The sequence below is a fragment of the Ignavibacteriales bacterium genome (genome assembly GCA_020635255.1).
Lineage (GTDB): Bacteria > Bacteroidota > Ignavibacteria > Tepidaquicellales > Tepidaquicellaceae > JAEYVS01.
This window is the reverse complement of record JACKAC010000002.1, coordinates 310,244-328,731: the sequence shown is the minus strand read 5'-3', so window position 1 is coordinate 328,731 and position 18,488 is coordinate 310,244. Positions and strand designations below refer to the sequence as shown.

The following is an 18,488-nucleotide window of genomic DNA, read 5'->3' as shown; positions in this document are numbered from 1 at the left end:
CAAGGCTGTACTTTAGCCGATTCGAACCGGCATTACCAGCTCCATAAAATTTTCATTTTCCTCCTGCTCCGAAGGATGGGCTATGGTGGCTTTAGAAGGTGAGCTAAATGAGAATAACACCTCGTCAGTATCGATCTGTGATACGCAATCCAGCAGATATCCTGCATTAAATGCAATTACAAACGGATTTTTTGAATAATCCTCCTCACCTGAATCATTCTCAATAAATTCAATGTCAATGATTTCTTCTCCTTCAGATCCTATCTCAGGGTTATCAGCTTTTACGGTCATCGATTTATCAGAGATCTCCAGTTTTACTCTCTTTGTTATAACGTCAGCCACGATCTCAGCTCTTTTGAGCGAGCTTTGCAGATCACTCTTTTGAACTTTCAACTTCTTGTCATTTTCTTTTGGTATCACGGTTTCATAATTGGGGAAAGTATCATCGATCAGTTTTGAAAAAATCTCAATCCCTTCAAAGGATATCTTCAATACATTGTTATCAAACTCAAGTGTTGTATCATTATTGCTGTTTAATCTTAAATATAGCTGGCACGTCTTTGTTGGCACAATGAGATTGCTTTGTGGAATACCCTGGTGTTTAAAATCCGATTTGATGATCTTTCCCAGTCTAAAGCCGTCAGTCGCAACAAGTCTTAATTCATTCGATTTAATATCAAACAATATTCCCGCCATGTTCCTTCTTATCTCATCGGTATTAACTGCATGGATCACTTTACCTATGAATCTTCTCAACACGGACCCGTCGAGTTCGATCTTATTGAAATCATCTCTTTCCTCTGGCATTGGAAATTCTTCCGCAGATTCACCTGGTAATGTATATTTTCCCTTCTTGGTTTTTATCGTGAGTTTGTTTTTGTCGTTGGATTCTATCTTAAGGTTTTCACTTGGAAGCGTTCTTGCAACATTAAGCAGGCGTTTACCATCGACGGCAACCGATCCATCAGACTCACCATCTACTTCAAGAGTAGTTCGTACGGAGATCTCGAGATCAGATGCCATAAGCTTTAGTGTGTTCCCCTCAAGCTCAAATAAAATATTGTCAAGAATTGGAAGTGTCGACCTCGAAGGCAATACTGAACTCAGCTTTGAAAGTGAATTTACAAACTCTTCACCTGTAATGTTGAATTTCATCTGTATTTTGGATTAAATATTCACCCTGAATATCCCGTTAAATGTGGATATTCTCCGGTGGAAAATTTGTTTAATTAGCTAAAAATACCTATTAATCTTCGGATTTTCAATGAAATAAGTCGCTCTAAATGCTTTATCTGAGGGGGTTTTCAGGAAATTTACAAAAACGGATCCCAGGGTAATTCTAGAGATTAAATTATTGTTAAAATGTCAAAATACTCATGGTAGAGAAAGAAAGATAACTTTTCAAAAATTTTTAAATACGCTATCTTTATAAGTTTCACTAATTTTTAAACATTTATTAATATGATTTTAAAAGACAAATTTGCTTCACAGATTCCCGCCCTTAGAGAGGAGGCAAAGTCAATTGTAAAAAACCACGGCAATAAGGCAATAAGCGGGGTTACAATTGACAAGCTATACGGGGGTATGCGAGGTGTTAAAAGCTTGATCTGCGATACGTCAGAGGTTGGACTGGATACGGGACTTATTATCAGAGGTATTCCTATTCTTGATCTTGTTGATAAACTCCCGGAAGAGATTTATTATCTTCTAATCACCGGTGAACTACCGGACGAAGCAGGTCTAAAAGATCTTCAGGACGAACTAAGGAAAAGGGCCGAGGTTCCGTCTTATATTTTTGATGTTATTAATGCACTGCCGGCTGATACACACCCGATGGTAATGCTTAACACTGCTGTACTTGCAATGGAAAACAGCTCTAAATTCCACAAAGCCTATGACAGCGGTCTCGGTAAAGATCAGTTGTGGGACCCTATGTTTGAGGATTGCCTGGACCTTATTGCAAGGTTACCTGTTGTCGCCGCCTATATTTACAGAAAGCGTTTCAATAAAGGTGACAGGATCCCGGCAGACCCGTCACTCGATTGGGCTGGAAACTTTGCCCATATGACAGGTATCACTTTTGAGGATGGTTCATTCAAAAAACTCATGCGACTTTACATGGTACTGCACTGTGACCATGAGAGCGGTAATGTCAGTGCTTTTTCGTGTCAGACAATCGGCTCAGCACTTTCGGATGCTTACTATTCAGTTAGCGGAGGTTTAAACGGACTTGCAGGACCTCTTCACGGTCTCGCTAACCAGGAAAACCTAAAATTTATCCTAAAAATGAAAGAGGACATTGGCCATACCCCGTCAGATCAAGAGATAAAAGATTACTGTCAGAATCTCCTCGACAATAGGCGAGTAATCCCGGGTTACGGTCATGCCGTTCTGAGAGTTACCGATCCAAGGTTTACTGCATTTACAAATTTTGGAAAGAAAGAAATTCCGGATGATGAAGTCTTTAAGATCGTCTTGCAGGTATTTGACGTTGTGCCTAAACTTCTTATCGAGCAGGGTAAAGCTAAAGACCCATGGCCAAACGTTGATGCCGCAAGTGGATCGCTTCTGTATCATTATGGACTTAAAGAGTTCGAATATTATACCGTACTCTTCAGTGTTTCCAGAGCGCTCGGATTAACAGCCCAGCTTATCATCGCAAGGGCAATGATGTCGCCGCTGATCAGACCCAAATCGGTTACAACCAAATGGGTTAAGAGCCAGATCTCAGAATAAGAGATTTAACAACATGTCTATAAATAAGGGAGTTATACTCCCTTATTTTTTTATAAAGAAAATTTGCCGAAAATGAAAAATCTAATTCTTTTATCGGTTTTATTTCTTACTTTATTATTCACGACTAATAGATCAATGTCGCAAACAAACGGAAAATCAGACAGCACAAATATGGGCTGGAATCAACTTGCTGATGACATGGAAGTCTTTATGGAAAGATTAGAATTCAAAGATGGTTCTTTCGAAAAATGGGAGAAGATCCCTAATATAAGACAGCTGGTAGTACTTGATGCATGGGCGGCATTCGCTTTGCCATATATGGAGGGAGTGCTCCCGACTATAGATGATGAGCAGGTCAGGCAGGATGCGACTACTTATATCGGATGGCTTCAGGGTGATAAGGACCTTGGAATGAAGTGGATCACTCTTTCTAACGAAAGACAGCAAGCAGTTTACGAAGCGCGCAATAAACCCGATGTCGAAGCGATGAAGATATTGATTGCTCGTCTAAGAGGAAATTAATTTTTAAAACACTAACACGGAAAGGAAATCTTATATAATGCTCCCAATTTTTATATCTCTAATTATATCGCTTTTTTCATGCAATAACACATCGCACGAAACCTCAGGCAATAATAATGAAATCCGCAAAGACATCCCGGACGGCTTAAGAAAGTTAGTGCAGGCATACCCTGACTTTCTGGATTCCGCCGATGAAAACAATCTATATTGGAAAGACGGCACTGTAATGATTTATGATGACGGAAGGCAAAAGTCATACCAGGAATTACTCGACGATGCCGACCTTGAAGACCAGATGTCGCAGCATTACGGCAAAGGTGATGACTGGGAAAATCCTCCGCCAAAGAACTTCGAACCGGGCAGAATACGCAATGAAGAGTTTTTCAGGAAGATGTACGGAAACTCCGCCGGTGAAGTTCAGTCCACCTTAACCAATGTACAGTGGCTTCCCAGCAGTGAAAATACATCGATTGTTTTCACTACAGTAAATGGAGCAGATGAGCAGTTGTTTAAAGTTTCGCAAGAGCTTGATAACCTATCGAATGATTTGTTAAAATATGTCAAGGATAACGCCGGGTCATTTAACTGGAGAGTGATAAAGGGAACAAACCGCCTCAGTATGCACAGCTTTGCAATAGCAGTTGATATAAATACCCAATACTCAAACTACTGGCAATGGGAGAAGGGAATGACTTATAAAAATCAGATCCCGATGGAGATAGTGAAGATATTCGAGAAGTACGGATTTATTTGGGGAGGTAAGTGGTATCACTTCGATACGATGCACTTCGAGTACAGACCTGAATTACTGATAGATTAAAGTTTCAGCTTCCAGTCCTGCATCTTTTCATAAGTCCCATAATCCGTAAGATCATATTTTATGGGGGATACGGAAATATATCCGCTATCAACGGCTTTTTGATCAAATTCAATTGTTTTATCAAGCTTTGCCATTCTACCGGTCAGCCAGTAATATTCTCTTTTATTTGGATCGAGTCTTCTCTCATACCTGTCATCCCAATATGATTTTCCCTGCTTTGTGACAACAACTCCTTTAATTTTGCTCTCGGGAAGCGGAGGTATGTTTACATTCAGAAGCGTCCCTTTGGGAAGCCCATTCTTTAGTACAGCCCTTGCAAGTGTCTTAGCAAAATTAGCCGCCGGCTCAAATGTCTTGCTTGTATAACTCGTCAATGAAAAGGCAATCGAAGGAATACCGAGGATAGTCCCCTCAGTCGCCGCGGATACCGTTCCGGAGTAAATAATGTTTATGGCAGTATTAGAGCCGTGATTTATTCCTGAGACAAGGAGGTCAATCTTTCTGCCTTTGAGCAATGTGCGAACAGCGAATTTTACCGAATCGGCTGGCGTACCGTCGATCGCATATCCGTAAAAATCTTTATCGAGCAGGTTTTTATAAACGCGGATAGGATTTGCAACTGTTACAGCATGTCCAACTGCGCTCTGTTGGGAGTTAGGCGCAACGACTATCACTTCACCGATCTTGCGCATTGCATTCATCAATGCTTTTATTCCATCAGATTCTATACCATCATCATTCGATACAAGTATCAGCGGTTTTTTATTCATCTTCCTTTATCTTTTGAAGTTTTTCCCATAGATGGTCTTTCAGCTCATTAAGATGTTCACCCGTAATCGACGAGATCATTATTTTATCCTCATCCGTTTTTATTTCCTCGATCCTTTCCTTAGTTTCGTCGAATACCGAATCTATTTTGGTAAAACATATCACGCGCGGTTTTTCCATAAGCTCCCCGGAATAATTTCGAAGTTCATTTAAGAGCAAATTATAATCGGTCAAAGGATCGCTGTCTATGTACTCGTTTTCCAGTTTAGTAGCATCGAGCAGAAAGAGCAGGATCTTCGTTCTTTCAATGTGCCTTAAAAATTGGATTCCAAGTCCCTTCCCTTCTGATGCTCCCTCTATTATACCCGGAATGTCTGCAACAACATACGTGTCATAATCTCCGTGTTTAACAATCCCAAGATTCGGAACGATGGTCGTAAAGGGATAGTCGGCAATCTTTGGCTTGGCAGCGGAGATCTTTGATATAAGGGTTGATTTCCCGGCGTTTGGAAACCCAACAAGCCCAACGTCCGCGATTAGCTTCAGCTCCAGAATAACTTCAGCTTCCTGCCCCGGTTTCCCTTTCTCGGCATTTCTCGGAGCCTGATTGGTCGAACTTTTAAAATGAACGTTGCCTCTACCGCCTCTTCCGCCTTCCAGCACAATAGATTCCTGGTTATCCTCCAGCAGCTCCGTCATTATATCACCCGTCTCAGCATTTCTAACAATTGTACCCATCGGAACTTTGATTAATATATCTTTGCCGTTTCTCCCAGTTTTATCTCCGCCCTGCCCATGTTCGCCGTGTTTAGCCCTGAAATGTTTATTATATCTGTAGTCCAGAAGTGTAGAGAGATTTGCGCTCGATCTGAATATCACGTTTCCGCCGTTTCCGCCGTCACCGCCATTTGGTCCGCCTTTTGGAACAAACTTCTCGCGCCTGAAACTTACGCAACCATTACCGCCGTCACCGGATTTAATAAATATTTTTGCATAATCTATAAACACTATCCTTCAATCTGATTATAATAATCGTTCAGTACATCAACGAACAAAAGTACACATTTATTATATATATCTACATTATGATCGTAAAAAAGATCTTTTAAGTATGTGGAAGCATCTTTCCATTCACTGAATTCCTTTAGTTCACGGAAGGACTCATGCATCTTGTGTTTGTCCCCGTTATAGATAATCTGACAGATATTAACCAGTTCACTGTGTTTGAAAAGCCGGCTAATAGATCTTTTTTCGACATCAAGATTGGTCTCCGAAATTACAGTAGTTGGCAGTTTAGAAGGCTCTTTTTCCTCAACTTCTTCTTTCTTTTTTTCGTATTTCTCTTCCGAAGATATAATTTCATTATCATGAACATCTTCATTATCGAAGTTAACAACTATCACATCATCCTTTTCGATATCATTATTACTTTCTTCCATACCGCTCACCTTATCTGCGTCTTCAGTAATATTCTTTATTGTTATTTCATCTTTTTCATGGTTCTCCTCTTCATCGTCAGGAAATATATCGGCACTCACTAACTTTTCTTTAATAGCCGGTTTTTCCTCAACCGGTGGTGTAAATTTATCTGAAACTATCTTAATACAATCTTTAAGCTCTATCTCAGTTTCATTTGTTAGATCTTCGACTGAATTAAACTTTTGCAAAACATCGGAGTATTCCTTGTCCTCTAAAAATGTCTTGATGAAAAGAAAAGGAACAGTTGAAGTAAGGCTTACATCCTCTTGATTCTTTTCGGCAAGCCGGTAAAGCTGAATAAAAAAATTCTTAACCTTTACACCTGTTACATTATTAACAAGCTTTTCATGCAAAGCACGGTTTGCTTCTTTAATAAACCTGGCAACTTTATCTTTTGTAATAACGACCAAGCCATGTTCATCGATATAATTTACTATGAAGTCTATATAAAACCTATAGTATGTAAATACGTCGGATTTTTCTTTGATAACTTCAGCCTGTTGGGAATCGTATTTGCTGAAAAGGAAATTAAGGAGCGTCCACCCGGGACGGATCGTGTAGTTTATATTTAGTTTTACTGCTTTTGTAAGAAGCTGGTCAAATTCTTCGCCTGTGAGCTTTCCCTCGAATCTGGCAAGGATATATCTCTTTACCGGAGCGGAAAGTTTTGATTTTCTGATGTCGCCTTTGCTAATGTCATCATACTTATCTATCCTCGCTCTTTCGGTTTTGATCTTGGATCCGACAAATTTTTCAAGCATAGCTTATATCCAGGCAAACCGCTGGGAATTATTTTATAATCCTTGGGAAGATATTTTCTTCTTTAACTGGGAGATATGCCAGGTAATATTAATGTCTTTGGGACAAGCTTCGATGCAATTAAATATTGTATGACACCTCCAGATACCATCCGGTGTGTCGAGTATATCCAGCCTCTCGTCGCCGGCGTGATCACGTGTATCCGCTATGAACCTATATGCTTTTAGAATTGCAGCCGGTCCGATATAATTCTCATTTGTCCATGTAGATGGACAGCTTGTAGTACAGCAAGCACAAAGTATACACTTCGCCGATTCAAAAAGCTTCTCCGCATCTTCGTTTGACTGAAGCCTCTCGCTGTCCGGCGGTGGCGGTGTATTATTTATTAGATAAGGTTTAACAACCTGGTATTTTGCAAAAAAATCCGACATATCTGTTACCAGATCCTTTATTATTGGCATCGATGGCAAAGGTTCGATCGTTATGGGTTTCGTCATGTTCAGGTCTTTGAGCAGAACTGAGCAAGCAAGCCTATTCTTTCCGTTCACTTTCATCCCGTCACTTCCACATATACCATGAGCGCATGAACGGCGGAATGTAAGTGTTCCATCCTGATGCCACTTTATCTCATGCAAAACATCCAACAGTCTCATATTTCCATTAACATTAGTTAAATGAAAATCCTGCATGTAGGGCTTTTCGTCTGTTTCAGGGTTATACCTTTGAATTTTAACCGTTAAATCCATTTTATGCCTGTATAATTTTATTTCAGGTTGTATGTATTTCTTAATTTCGCCTTAAAATCTTCTTTGTTAGAACACTTATAATATTTATCCACCATTTCATATCCCTTATCTGCTTCATTTATCGATGCGTAATCAAACACTATCCCTGCCAGATATCCCTGTACTTCTCCTGCTTCAGAGCCCCAATATTCATCGGCGGCTTCCGGGCATTGATAATCAGGATATTCTTTCACTAACTTTTCAAACTCGTCAATATCTTTAATAACCTCTGATCTAAAATCTTCATTGACCATTTGTACCTTCCCATTCTTATAACCGTAGATTAGGATCGGAAAGGGACTTCCTGCAAACGAAGTGAACTCATACGCAAATCCGACATAGTTAGCAACGAGCTCCGTTTTACCATCGCCATTTATATCCCTCGGATCAAACATGCTATCTCCTAGAAATATAGTATCTGAAATTATAAAATTACCATTATCTACATCACCAACATACAATATGAAACAGCAGTGTGCGCCACCCGTGTATGAAAGGATCAAAGCACTAGAATCTCCGTTTCCTTTCAGATCTTCAAATGAAACAGATTCAATAAGCAGATCTTCATCCAATTTGAATATTGACCTGCCGTCTTTGTATATATCGAGAACTGTTACACCAAATCCTTCTACTGACGAGTACACCGAAACAAATTCATAACCTCTATATTCGATCTTAGTCGTATCACCACCTTGTGCTAATAAATTAGCACTTAACCCCATGAACGTAAGAATTATGAGTACTTTCCTTAGCATTAATATTTCCTCTCCATAGGCTGATACCTTGTTACTGTAACAGGTTTATATTCTATCCTGACACCGTCTGGAGCTTTATAAATGAATGTATGCTTCATCCATTCGGTGTCATTTCTATCTGGATAATCTTCTCTAGAATGAGCGCCCCTGCTTTCTGTACGGTTTAATGCACTATAAACCGTAGCTTCGGCAGTGTCGAGCAGATTTCCTAACTCGATGGACTCAACAAGGTCAGTATTGAAAACCTTTCCTTTGTCCTGCACGGAAATATTCTTATAGCGTTCTTTTAACTCTGCAATCTTTTCTGCTGCTGCGGTCAGGCTCTCTTTGGACCTATATACACCACAATCCTTCATCATAATATTTTGCATTTCAGTCCTGATATCTGCAACGTTTTCGCTTCCGTTTTTATTCAACATTTCTTCAATAAGATTTCTCGAATAATCTGCCGCAGATTCACTTATCTCCGAAAACTGTGCATCCTTTAGGAAATTAGCTATCGCTTTTCCCCCTCTCCTTCCGAATACAACAAGATCAAGAAGTGAGTTAGTACCCAGCCTGTTGGCTCCGTGAACAGATACACATGCGCATTCACCGGCAGCATAAAATCCCGGAACAACATTACCCATTTCGCTCATGAGTACCTGGCAATCGACGTTTGTTGGAATTCCGCCCATCTCGTAATGCGCTGTTGGCTGAATTGGAATTGGCTCCGCAGTAGGTTCTACACCAAGATATGTCCTTGCAAAACCTGTTATCTCAGGGAGCTTATCATCTATAACTTCCTTACCCAGATGAGATACATCCAGGTAAATATATTCCGTGCCGTCGCTTCCCATAATACCTTTGCCGTCACGTATCTCGGATATAATAGCCCTTGACACCATATCCCTTGGAGCAAGGTCTTTAACAGTAGGAGCATAACGCTCCATAAACCTCTCACCTTCTTTGTTCTTTAAGATGCCACCCTCACCTCTCGCAGCTTCACTGACAAGAATACCCAGTCTCCATAGACCTGTAGGATGAAATTGATAGAACTCCATATCCTCAAGAGGCAATCCCCTCTTATATACCAGTGCCATACCGTCACCTGTGCCCATGTGAGCATTGGAAGTTATTCTAAACATCCTTCCACTTCCACCTGTTGCAAAGAGCACTGCCTTTGCATGAAATATAGTTATCTCACTCGTAGCAATATCCATTGCGACAACACCCTTACAAACGTTGTCCTCTATTAACAGATCAGTTACAAAGTATTCCGAAAAAAAGCTAACCTGGTTCCTGATACAGTTTTCATACAATGTCTGAAGCATTACGTGTCCTGTTCTATCGGCAGAGTAGCATGCTCTTTTAACAGCCACTCTCTTCCCCGTTGGGTCATTTGGATCAACAGGACGTGTATGACCGCCAAAATTCCTCTGGGCAATTTTCCCTGCCTCATTACGCGAGAAAGGCATCCCCATATGCTCGAGCTCTATGATTGCTCTTATTGCGTCCTTACACATAACCTCAATACTATCCTGGTCACCAAGGTAATCGCTTCCCTTGACGGTGTCAAATGCATGATTTTCCCATGAATCATCTTCCATATTAGCAAGCGCCGCACATACACCTCCCTGAGCAGTTCCCGTATGTGAGCGGGGAGGAAATACTTTTGAAATTACTGCGCAGGAATATTCTTTCGGGATCTCGACAGCCGCCCTCAATCCCGCACCTCCTGCACCAACAATTACTACATCATAATTCTTTATCATTATAATAAGACCTTAGATTTATTCGTCTAACTCTTTGATTGCTTTATACAGCTTTTGCTTCTTTTCGTTGTCATCCTTCTCGTATGTGTAAACATTCTTCATCTCTATGTATGCCAATATCGCATCGAACTTTCTTCCCTCCCGTACCGCTATCATTCCCAAATAATAGTGGAGATCAAGATTATATGGAGAACTTCCGTAAGCAAGAATATATTTTTCGGTAGATTCTTCCAGTATTTTCTTTGCCCTGGAATAATCCTTCCGCTTGTAATAGATCTCACCGAGTTTCACATAAGCCTGCGTATAACTGGAATCATACTTGATCGCCATATTGAGATTCGTAATGGCAGATTTGTTATCGTTTTTCTTTTCATAGAGATCCGCTATCTGGTAATAAATAAAAGCATCGTTTGTATCCTGGTCGAGCATCTTTTTGTAAAAGGTCAACGCCTTATCATAGTCCTTGGAAGATGAATACGCATCAGCAAGCGATGATGAAAGCGTATTCAACAAACTATCGGAATTGAATCTTTCTCTAATAGTCTTATACAGTTCCTCAGCTTCAGTAAAATGATCTGTAAATACATAAAGATCCATTAATCCCTGATATACATAAAACGAATCCGGTCTGAGATCTATACATTTATCATAATATGTCTGCGCCTTGACAAGGTTGATCTGGTTTAATGAATCCTGCCTGACCGCCATAGTATCATACACTGTCATTGTATCGACGAGCTTTGTGTAAAACCAATTATAATAAAGCTTAGATTTATAGTTCGAGGCAAGCTTATAGCTCGTTTTGAACTGGTTATCCTCCATCTTTATCTTTGCCTCCTCATCATTCTCGAGCTGAGAAAAATCTACGGATGTCCACAGCTTCTTAAAAGAATTTATCGCACTCGCGAAATTCAAATTACCGTAAAAGCCATATGAATATGTTGTAACTCCTATAACTTCACCTTTAGCATTGAAAAGAGCGCCGCCACTATTCCCGGGAGATATTGCCGCTGTTATCTGTATGACTTTATCAAAGACTTTTTCGACGGGCATGTATGTATTGGGATCGGTAAAGCTAACTTTCTCCTCATCCCTTATTGCAGCAATAATGCCCTCTGATATCGTGTATTCGAAACCGAGCGGACTCCCTATCGCAAAAATATTCTGACCGACAACCAGGTTATCTGAATCACCCAACTTGACTGGTTGGAATGCTCTATTCTCGGGATTCCTTATCTTAAGGATCGCAAAATCGTTTGATTCATCGACCAAAAGGAGGTCAGCATCATAAAAGGTCCCATCACTGGTCTTTACTATTATACTGTCTATCGATTCAACTACATGATAATTTGTCGCTACTATACCATCTTCACTAACAATAAAACCACTTCCATTCAGAATAGTGGTATCGACTCCATACGAGTATGTGTAATATGAAAAATAATCGTCAGTATGAAACCATATCGAAACAAGCGACTGCTTATTTCTCTCTATTATTTGTTCAGCATTTAAAGGATCGTCTGTAAGAACTGTCTTTTTCCCGTTATCACCGTTCTGTCCATACGCCTGTAAAGCAAATACAAGCCCAAGTACAACTAAAATTAATATTCTCAAATATTGGTTAAGTTAATTTTTTACCGGAATAGTTATTTGCCCTTCCATTCGGGTTTTCGCTTTTCAACAAATGCGTTCATTCCCTCGAACTTGTCTTCGGTTGCAAACAGAAGATAGAAATTCTTTCTCTCGAATTCTAATCCTGTTTCTATTGTAGTATCGAATGCTTTTAATATACACTCTTTTGCAAGCTGAACTGCAATAGCCGGCTTCGATGCAATATTTTTTGCCAGCTCCATTGCCTCATCCAGATATACTTCATCCGGGACTACCTTTGTCAAAAGACCTGCCTCCATCATTTCTGAAGCAGACATCATCTTTCCTGTCAATATCATCTCCATCGCGCGTGCTTTACCTATTGCTTTCGTGAGACGTTGGGTACCTCCGGCACCAGGTATTACAGCAAGGTTTATTTCCGGTTGCCCGAATTTCGCACACTCCGCCGCAACTATCATATCACATGTCATTGCAAGCTCACAACCTCCTCCAAGCGCAAATCCGCTCACTGCGGCTATAATCGGTTTCTTTACCTTTCTGATCCTATCCCAGCGCGCGAATTGATCTCTTAAAAGCATTTCGATCGCTGAAGCATCTGCCATCTCTTTTATATCAGCTCCGGCAGCAAAGGACTTCTGATTACCGGTGAGAACCATACATCCGATATTGGCGTCTTTATCTAAAGCCTCCAGCGCAGAGACGACTTCTTTCATCAATTCTACATTAAGAGCATTTAAAACCTCGGGACGGTTAAGCTCGATGAGACCTACTTTCAAGGCTGATCCGTTATCTATTTCGGATATCTTTATTAAAGAATAAGATCCTGTATTATCACTCATTACTAAATTTGTGGGATAGGTTATGCCCCATAAAATTGGGGTGAAAAACAAAATTTAACCTTAATGCATTTTAAATACAATGAAATAGGGTTGAAAAAGGAGACAAAAAAAGGCGGAAATTATACTTTCCGCCTTAAAATCGAAATGTTATCATTTTACTGATCCTATCCAAAATCAATTCTATTCACAAACAATTGAATAGCATTCATCTGTACAGGCTGTAAAGCTTGGGATTCCTCCCGATATATTACATGAACATTGAGGTGTAACAGTATATACTAACCCTGATGTAAGACCGCAAAAAACTACGATACCGCTTCCATCTGTTGTGCCTCTATCGACAAGATTTCCATTCTGATAGAGAAATACGTCACATCCCGTCACTGGGTTTCCGTTGTGTGTCATACAAACATTCTGACAACATCCACCTTCTTTTTCCGTAGTCGATGCATTAGTCTCAGCATTATTCAGTAAAGCATATCCTAAAAGGGATATAGTAAAAATAGCAATTACAATTAATGTACGTTTCATTTCCTACTCCTTTGATTTGAGGTTTGGTAATATGATTTAGCTGACAGATAGTGAGGTAGTTTTAAAATAAATAATATTTATCACTTATGCAAGTAACAGTAAAAATAAAAGCTTAGTTAGCACACTCTTTATACTTTAGTATACTTACTAAGCTTTGAGATAATTAACAAGAATTAACTCTTATGCGCCCTTACTTTTGAGCCACTCTTCGACCATCTTTTCGAGGATCTTTATCGGTAATGCACCGTTCTTGAGGACAATATCATGAAATTCCCTTACATCGAATTTATCCCCGAGTCTGTCCTCAGCTTTCTTCCTTAATTCTTTGAACTTCAATTCACCTATTTTATATGCCAGAGCCTGTCCGGGCCATGAGATATACCTGTCTATCTCCGATGCCATATCCAGGTCAGATCCCGGTGTATTCGTTTTTAGAAAATCCAGTGCCTCTTCGCGTGTCCACTTCTTTGAATGCATTCCTGCATCAACAACCAGTCTGCACGCTCTCCACATTTCAAATGTCAGTGCGCCGTATTTTTGGTAAAGATCTTCATACATTCCCGACTCGTATCCCAGGTGCTCCGCGTACAGCCCCCATCCCTCAACAAAAACCGTTTCACCGCCCCCCTTTCTAAATTTCGGGAGGTTTTCACGTTCCTGAGATATCGTGATCTGTAAATGATGCCCTGGCACTCCCTCATGAAGCGCAAGTGCCGTCATTGTATATTTTGGACGTGATGAAAGATCGTATGTATTAACATAAAAATATCCCGGACGTGAACGGTCTTCTGGTGCTGAGTAATAATAAGCCGCTGGGGCGTTCTTAGCACGAAACTCCTCTATTTCTTTAACATCTAGTGGTGCCTGCGGCAACGTCCCAAACAAACTCGGGAGCTTTGAGTCCATCTCGCTCAATATATTCTTAAAACCCTGCATTAGGCTGTCCTTGTCCGTATAATAAAATTGCGGATCTGTTTTTAGAAACTCGTTAAATTCGTCCAGTGTCCCACTGTACCCTATCTCATCCTTAACTTTTTCCATCTCGCCCTTTATCCGGTTTACTTCGCTCATCCCGGTATTAAATATCTCATCAGCCGTCATATCCGTTGTGGTATAATTCTTTATGTCATATTCGTATATCTCTTTACCGTTTGGCAGGGACCATATTCCTGCATCCGTCCTGCATAACGGGAGATATTCATCCCTCACAAAATCATGTAGTTTCATATAAGCCGTATTAATATCATTCGCAATAACCTCCTTTAACTCCTTATCGAGAGACTCCTTGACGTTCAGCGGTGCTTCTATACCCATAGGTGAAACATAAAACGGTGACTGCTCAGAGCTGTCGATCTTATATACATTTTCCATCTGCCCCAACGTTTGTTCCATAATAAATTTAGGCGGCATCATCCCTGTCTGCATACCCATCCGCATTGCCTCTATCACATTATCTATTTGTACTGGAAATGCACGCAAACGTGATAAATATTTGTCATATTCTTCCGGCGTATTCAATGGTTGGACATTAACAATTTGCGGAAACCCGATATGCAGTCCGCTCTGCTGTCCGATCGGCATATACTCAAAATGGAATTTCTGTGCATCCAGACTCTGATCGAAACCATCCTTAAAGAGATCATAATTAAGCTTATCCTCGTCCAATAAATCATCATAGGGAATTTCTTCTAGCCAGGCTAAGAACATTCGTGTGGAATCATAGCGAGCCGTTATCGCAGCAAGGGAATTATCTGTAAGCCTGTCATCGAACCTATGATCACCTTCATAAGTTGCCCAGGTTGGATATGTCCGCATATTATACTCCTGGTAATCGTCGAAGAGCTTCCACAGCATGTCATGTGCTGTTTCCTGAGCGAGAATGGGATTTATAAATAGTGAAAGGAATAGAATGGTAAGTAATCTCTTCATAATGATTTTTCATTTTTAAAAAATTAGCATAATGCAACGAATTTAAAAAGATATTTTTTGAATTATTTGTAGAAATTCAGCTTTATTTAAATTATTTTAGTCTAAATACCAAATTATCACATGAAAGTAAAACTTCTGGTCTTAAGCATTCTTTTTCTTAATTTTACTGCGTTTACTTGTACTAATAACAAAGTTACCGAAAACAGTACAGGCAACATAAAAGATGAAAAAAAGGAACAGCAATCCCCAATAAGTGGAGTTTATATTGGTAGAACTGACACTAAAGGGATTTTAGTCGAGGATAATAGGACATGGAATAAGGACAAAGAATTTAAAACTGATGATCCGGAAGGATATTATAAATATGTAGAATATATTAATAGTATTGCTAAAAAATATTCTCAGGGTAAAGACTCTTTAGAGGTTTTAATAGAAGGATATAAATCTGAATTTGACAGGATAACGGATTTGAAGATGGATGACAAGGTGTATATTGCAACAAGCAATGATGTCCTTGAGGGAACCATTTCCAGTTATTTTGTCAATATGGACGACGAGATTGGAAGCGGTAATTTATTCTATGGTGTTGCTGTTGTTCCAAATGCAATGGTGATGAAGACTGATGAACCTGTTATAGTATCACGTAGTAAGATGTCTTCACCCATTAATTCAAATAATATTACCGATGCATCTGTTCTTTCTATGGCTAAAAAGATAATAGAGCCCTTGGTAAAAGACGTAAAAATGATCGATGAATCCGGAAACACAGAGGAGCAAACACCCGTAACATTAAGTGATGAAGATTTTACTATTCTCGATAAAGGTAACGGAGAGTATGTAGTTGGCTTTAGCAAAAGGATCAGTTTCGATTCTTTCACAGGCACTATTTTTACAATGGATAAAAGCGGGAAAATGGTGAACACCGTTTCACGGTTTACTCCGGGAGATTTTGGATACTCAAAACTCCTTGGCATAATAGATCTTAATGGTGACGGGGTACTCGAATACTTCATTGAATCCGGATATTATGAGGGCGCAGGATATATTTTATATAATTCAAAAGATGGAGAGCTGACTGAAGTAGCCAGTGGTTTCTTCTTCGGCGTTTAAAACAAGTTGATTAAAAGATTAATAATAATGGTAACCCTTCTGTTCGCGATCGTTGCATCCGGCTATATGACATTTAACCGAGCCTCATTTTACTGCATGCTGGCTGAAGCAATGTACATGCATAGGATCGGCGACAATGTCTATATAAGCCCGGGCTCGAGTGACGCTCAGATAGAACTCTGCCGTGAACTCGTTGCAACAGCAGAGTCTCGGAATACTGAACTGTGGGGCAGTGTGCAATCAAGACCTGTTTTTATTTTCTGTACCGATTGGGATGATTACTATAATTTTGGTATGTATAGGACACAGGCAATGACACGAATGAACTTCGCAGGCGAGTATATAGTTATCAGTCCGTTTGGCATGAACTCCGACGATGTGAGCCACGAAATGTGTCACGCCGAACTTTACTCACGAGTAGGTTATGAAAACGATAAAAAGATCCCGTTATGGTTTCATGAAGGACTGGCTATGATATTATGCAAAGAATATCCTCAGTCATATACGGACTATCTTACTGAATGGAATAATATGACAAAAAGCACTCCCGAAATGCTCCCTCTCGATAGGATATCGTCTGATGAAGACTTTTACTCAAGCCCCTCGCGAAGCAACCTTGCGTACTGGCGATCGGGAATGGAGGTTACACGCTGGTTTGAGATCTCAGGCAGAAAAGGACTAGTAAAAATGATGAACCATCTTAATGGCGGATGGGATTTTTATACCGCATACAAAAAAGCCGAGGAGATATATTGACCCGGACTATCTTTACTATCCTGATAATAGTTATCCTCAGCGGATGTAATAGCATCAGCTCCGGCGACAAAAGGCTGAAGCTCGAATACCTGTATAAAATGAAATCCCAGCTCGCGCAGATCATTGATGAAGGTTATAAACTCCGAAAACCTGAATACATCAGCAGTTATGAATACAATATTCAAAGGAATAGAAAAGTGATAATGGAAACGAAGCCTCTGGACGGATGGACTGATGCTGAAAAATTCAGAGAGCGTTTCTTGAGTGTAATTGAGCAAGACATTCATGTAACCGATTCCCTTTCAAAATTGGATTCTGCCGCAATGTTCGATTCAAATATTGCCATACTCTCCATCCAGGACAGGCAGTTTATGCTAATGGAAGGACTAGATTCATTAATATCAAAGGTAGATAGAGAATAAATGAAATTTGGGCAGGCTGAGAATATTGATAAAATTGATTTCACTATCCCAGATGATCCGCCTATTACCGAGAAAGTCCTCGGAAGCCTGAAGAAAACAAAAAAAGGCAGTGAGATAATCACGGGATGCGCCAAGTGGGGACGTAAGGATTGGATCGGGAAGATATATCCGAAAGGTACTAAGGAAAAAGATTTCCTCGCCGAGTATGTAAAACATTTCCAGTCTATCGAAATGAACGCTACTCATTACAGGATATTTCCAAAGGAAACCGTAGCGAAGTGGCGAGATACAGCACCAAAAGGATTCAAATACTGTCCTAAGTTTCCGCAGTTCATAAGTCACATAAAAAGATTAAAGGATGCGGACTCCATGACTGAAGCTTACATTGATATGATCTCCGAATTTAAAAACACTCTCGGACCGTCATTTCTTCAATTACCTCCAAATTTCGCCCCTAAAAGCTTTCCTCAGCTTAGAGATTACCTGGAAAAATATCACAAAGATGTTGATATCCATCTTGAACTTAGGCACCCCGACTGGTTCAAAAATAGCGATGTATCTGAGGAAACCTTTGCCATGTTAAAACAGCTAAAGGTTGGCACCGTGATAACTGATACTTCCGACAGACGTGATGTACTTCATATGAAGCTTACCACACCGGTTGCATTTATTCGCTTTGTGGGAAATAGTCTTCACCCTACGGATTACAAGAGGGTTGATGACTGGGTGGAAATAATAAACCGGTGGATGAAAAAGAATATAAAGCAGGTATATTTTTTCATGCACCAGCACGAGGAGAGAGATTCGCCTGAACTCCTGGCTTACACAATAAAAGAATTAAATAAAAAATGCAGGCTTAGTATTCCCGAGCCTGGGTTAATAACAAAAGAAGAACAGGGCGCAATTTTTTGA

At 40.0% G+C, this 18,488-nt stretch carries 18 protein-coding genes; 7 read left to right on the top strand and 11 right to left on the bottom strand.

Going from position 1 to position 18,488, the window contains the following annotated elements; translation table 11 throughout:
- Positions 1-12: 12 nt before the first annotated feature.
- Positions 13-1,155 (bottom strand): DNA polymerase III subunit beta, encoded by a 1,143-nt coding sequence (gene dnaN / locus H6614_09335; GenBank protein MCB9243865.1) that lies wholly within the window; start codon positions 1,153-1,155, stop codon positions 13-15.
- Between the two features lie 306 nt (positions 1,156-1,461).
- On the opposite strand from dnaN, the gene H6614_09330 reads away from it, so the two are divergent.
- From H6614_09330 to H6614_09320, 3 genes are all read left to right on the top strand, one after another.
- Complete coding sequence (locus H6614_09330; GenBank protein ID MCB9243864.1) at positions 1,462-2,736, top strand: citrate (Si)-synthase; 1,275 nt, start codon at positions 1,462-1,464, stop codon at positions 2,734-2,736.
- A gap of 72 nt (positions 2,737-2,808) precedes the next feature.
- Positions 2,809-3,258, top strand: coding sequence for a hypothetical protein (locus H6614_09325; GenBank protein ID MCB9243863.1), 450 nt, complete (start codon positions 2,809-2,811; stop codon positions 3,256-3,258).
- A 37-nt stretch (positions 3,259-3,295) separates the two neighbouring features.
- Positions 3,296-4,078: a M15 family metallopeptidase gene (locus tag H6614_09320; protein ID MCB9243862.1), complete on the top strand. Its 783-nt coding sequence runs from the start codon at positions 3,296-3,298 to the stop codon at positions 4,076-4,078.
- Here H6614_09320 and surE read toward each other — a convergent pair.
- The 10 genes from surE to H6614_09270 form a co-directional block, all read right to left on the bottom strand.
- Positions 4,075-4,848, bottom strand: a complete 774-nt coding sequence (surE, locus tag H6614_09315; protein ID MCB9243861.1) for a 5'/3'-nucleotidase SurE — start codon at positions 4,846-4,848, stop codon at positions 4,075-4,077. The two genes, H6614_09320 and surE, sit on opposite strands and share 4 nt — an antisense overlap.
- On the bottom strand, positions 4,841-5,857 hold the full coding sequence (obgE, locus tag H6614_09310; GenBank protein ID MCB9243860.1) for a GTPase ObgE: 1,017 nt from the start codon (positions 5,855-5,857) through the stop codon (positions 4,841-4,843). Before obgE ends, surE begins: the two co-directional genes overlap by 8 nt.
- On the bottom strand, positions 5,854-7,086 hold the full coding sequence (locus H6614_09305; GenBank protein ID MCB9243859.1) for a hypothetical protein: 1,233 nt from the start codon (positions 7,084-7,086) through the stop codon (positions 5,854-5,856). The genes obgE and H6614_09305 overlap by 4 nt, the downstream gene beginning before the upstream one ends.
- A 33-nt stretch (positions 7,087-7,119) precedes the next feature.
- Positions 7,120-7,830, bottom strand: coding sequence for a succinate dehydrogenase iron-sulfur subunit (locus tag H6614_09300; GenBank protein ID MCB9243858.1), 711 nt, complete (start codon positions 7,828-7,830; stop codon positions 7,120-7,122).
- A 17-nt stretch (positions 7,831-7,847) separates the two neighbouring features.
- Positions 7,848-8,624: a hypothetical protein gene (locus tag H6614_09295; GenBank protein ID MCB9243857.1), complete on the bottom strand. Its 777-nt coding sequence runs from the start codon at positions 8,622-8,624 to the stop codon at positions 7,848-7,850.
- The gene (locus H6614_09290; GenBank protein ID MCB9243856.1) at positions 8,624-10,378 is read right to left on the bottom strand and encodes a succinate dehydrogenase flavoprotein subunit; all 1,755 of its coding nucleotides are present in this window, start codon (positions 10,376-10,378) and stop codon (positions 8,624-8,626) included. The genes H6614_09295 and H6614_09290 overlap by 1 nt, the downstream gene beginning before the upstream one ends.
- Before the next feature lie 18 nt (positions 10,379-10,396).
- Positions 10,397-11,992 (bottom strand): trypsin-like peptidase domain-containing protein, encoded by a 1,596-nt coding sequence (locus tag H6614_09285; protein ID MCB9243855.1) that lies wholly within the window; start codon positions 11,990-11,992, stop codon positions 10,397-10,399.
- A 32-nt stretch (positions 11,993-12,024) separates the two neighbouring features.
- Complete coding sequence (locus tag H6614_09280; GenBank protein ID MCB9243854.1) at positions 12,025-12,828, bottom strand: enoyl-CoA hydratase/isomerase family protein; 804 nt, start codon at positions 12,826-12,828, stop codon at positions 12,025-12,027.
- Between the two features lie 180 nt (positions 12,829-13,008).
- Positions 13,009-13,359, bottom strand: coding sequence for a hypothetical protein (locus H6614_09275; GenBank protein MCB9243853.1), 351 nt, complete (start codon positions 13,357-13,359; stop codon positions 13,009-13,011).
- Between the two features lie 180 nt (positions 13,360-13,539).
- A complete protein-coding gene (locus H6614_09270; GenBank protein MCB9243852.1) occupies positions 13,540-15,288 on the bottom strand; it encodes a DUF885 domain-containing protein in 1,749 nt (582 codons plus the stop codon).
- A gap of 120 nt (positions 15,289-15,408) precedes the next feature.
- Here H6614_09270 and H6614_09265 point away from each other — a divergent pair, with 120 nt between their 5' ends.
- From H6614_09265 to H6614_09250, 4 genes are read left to right on the top strand one after another with little or no spacing between them, the layout of a single operon-like run.
- A complete protein-coding gene (locus H6614_09265) occupies positions 15,409-16,398 on the top strand; it encodes a hypothetical protein (protein MCB9243851.1) in 990 nt (329 codons plus the stop codon).
- Between the two features lie 6 nt (positions 16,399-16,404).
- Positions 16,405-17,154 (top strand): hypothetical protein, encoded by a 750-nt coding sequence (locus H6614_09260; GenBank protein MCB9243850.1) that lies wholly within the window; start codon positions 16,405-16,407, stop codon positions 17,152-17,154.
- Positions 17,151-17,576: a hypothetical protein gene (locus tag H6614_09255; protein ID MCB9243849.1), complete on the top strand. Its 426-nt coding sequence runs from the start codon at positions 17,151-17,153 to the stop codon at positions 17,574-17,576. Before H6614_09260 ends, H6614_09255 begins: the two co-directional genes overlap by 4 nt.
- A complete protein-coding gene (locus tag H6614_09250; GenBank protein MCB9243848.1) occupies positions 17,577-18,488 on the top strand; it encodes a DUF72 domain-containing protein in 912 nt (303 codons plus the stop codon).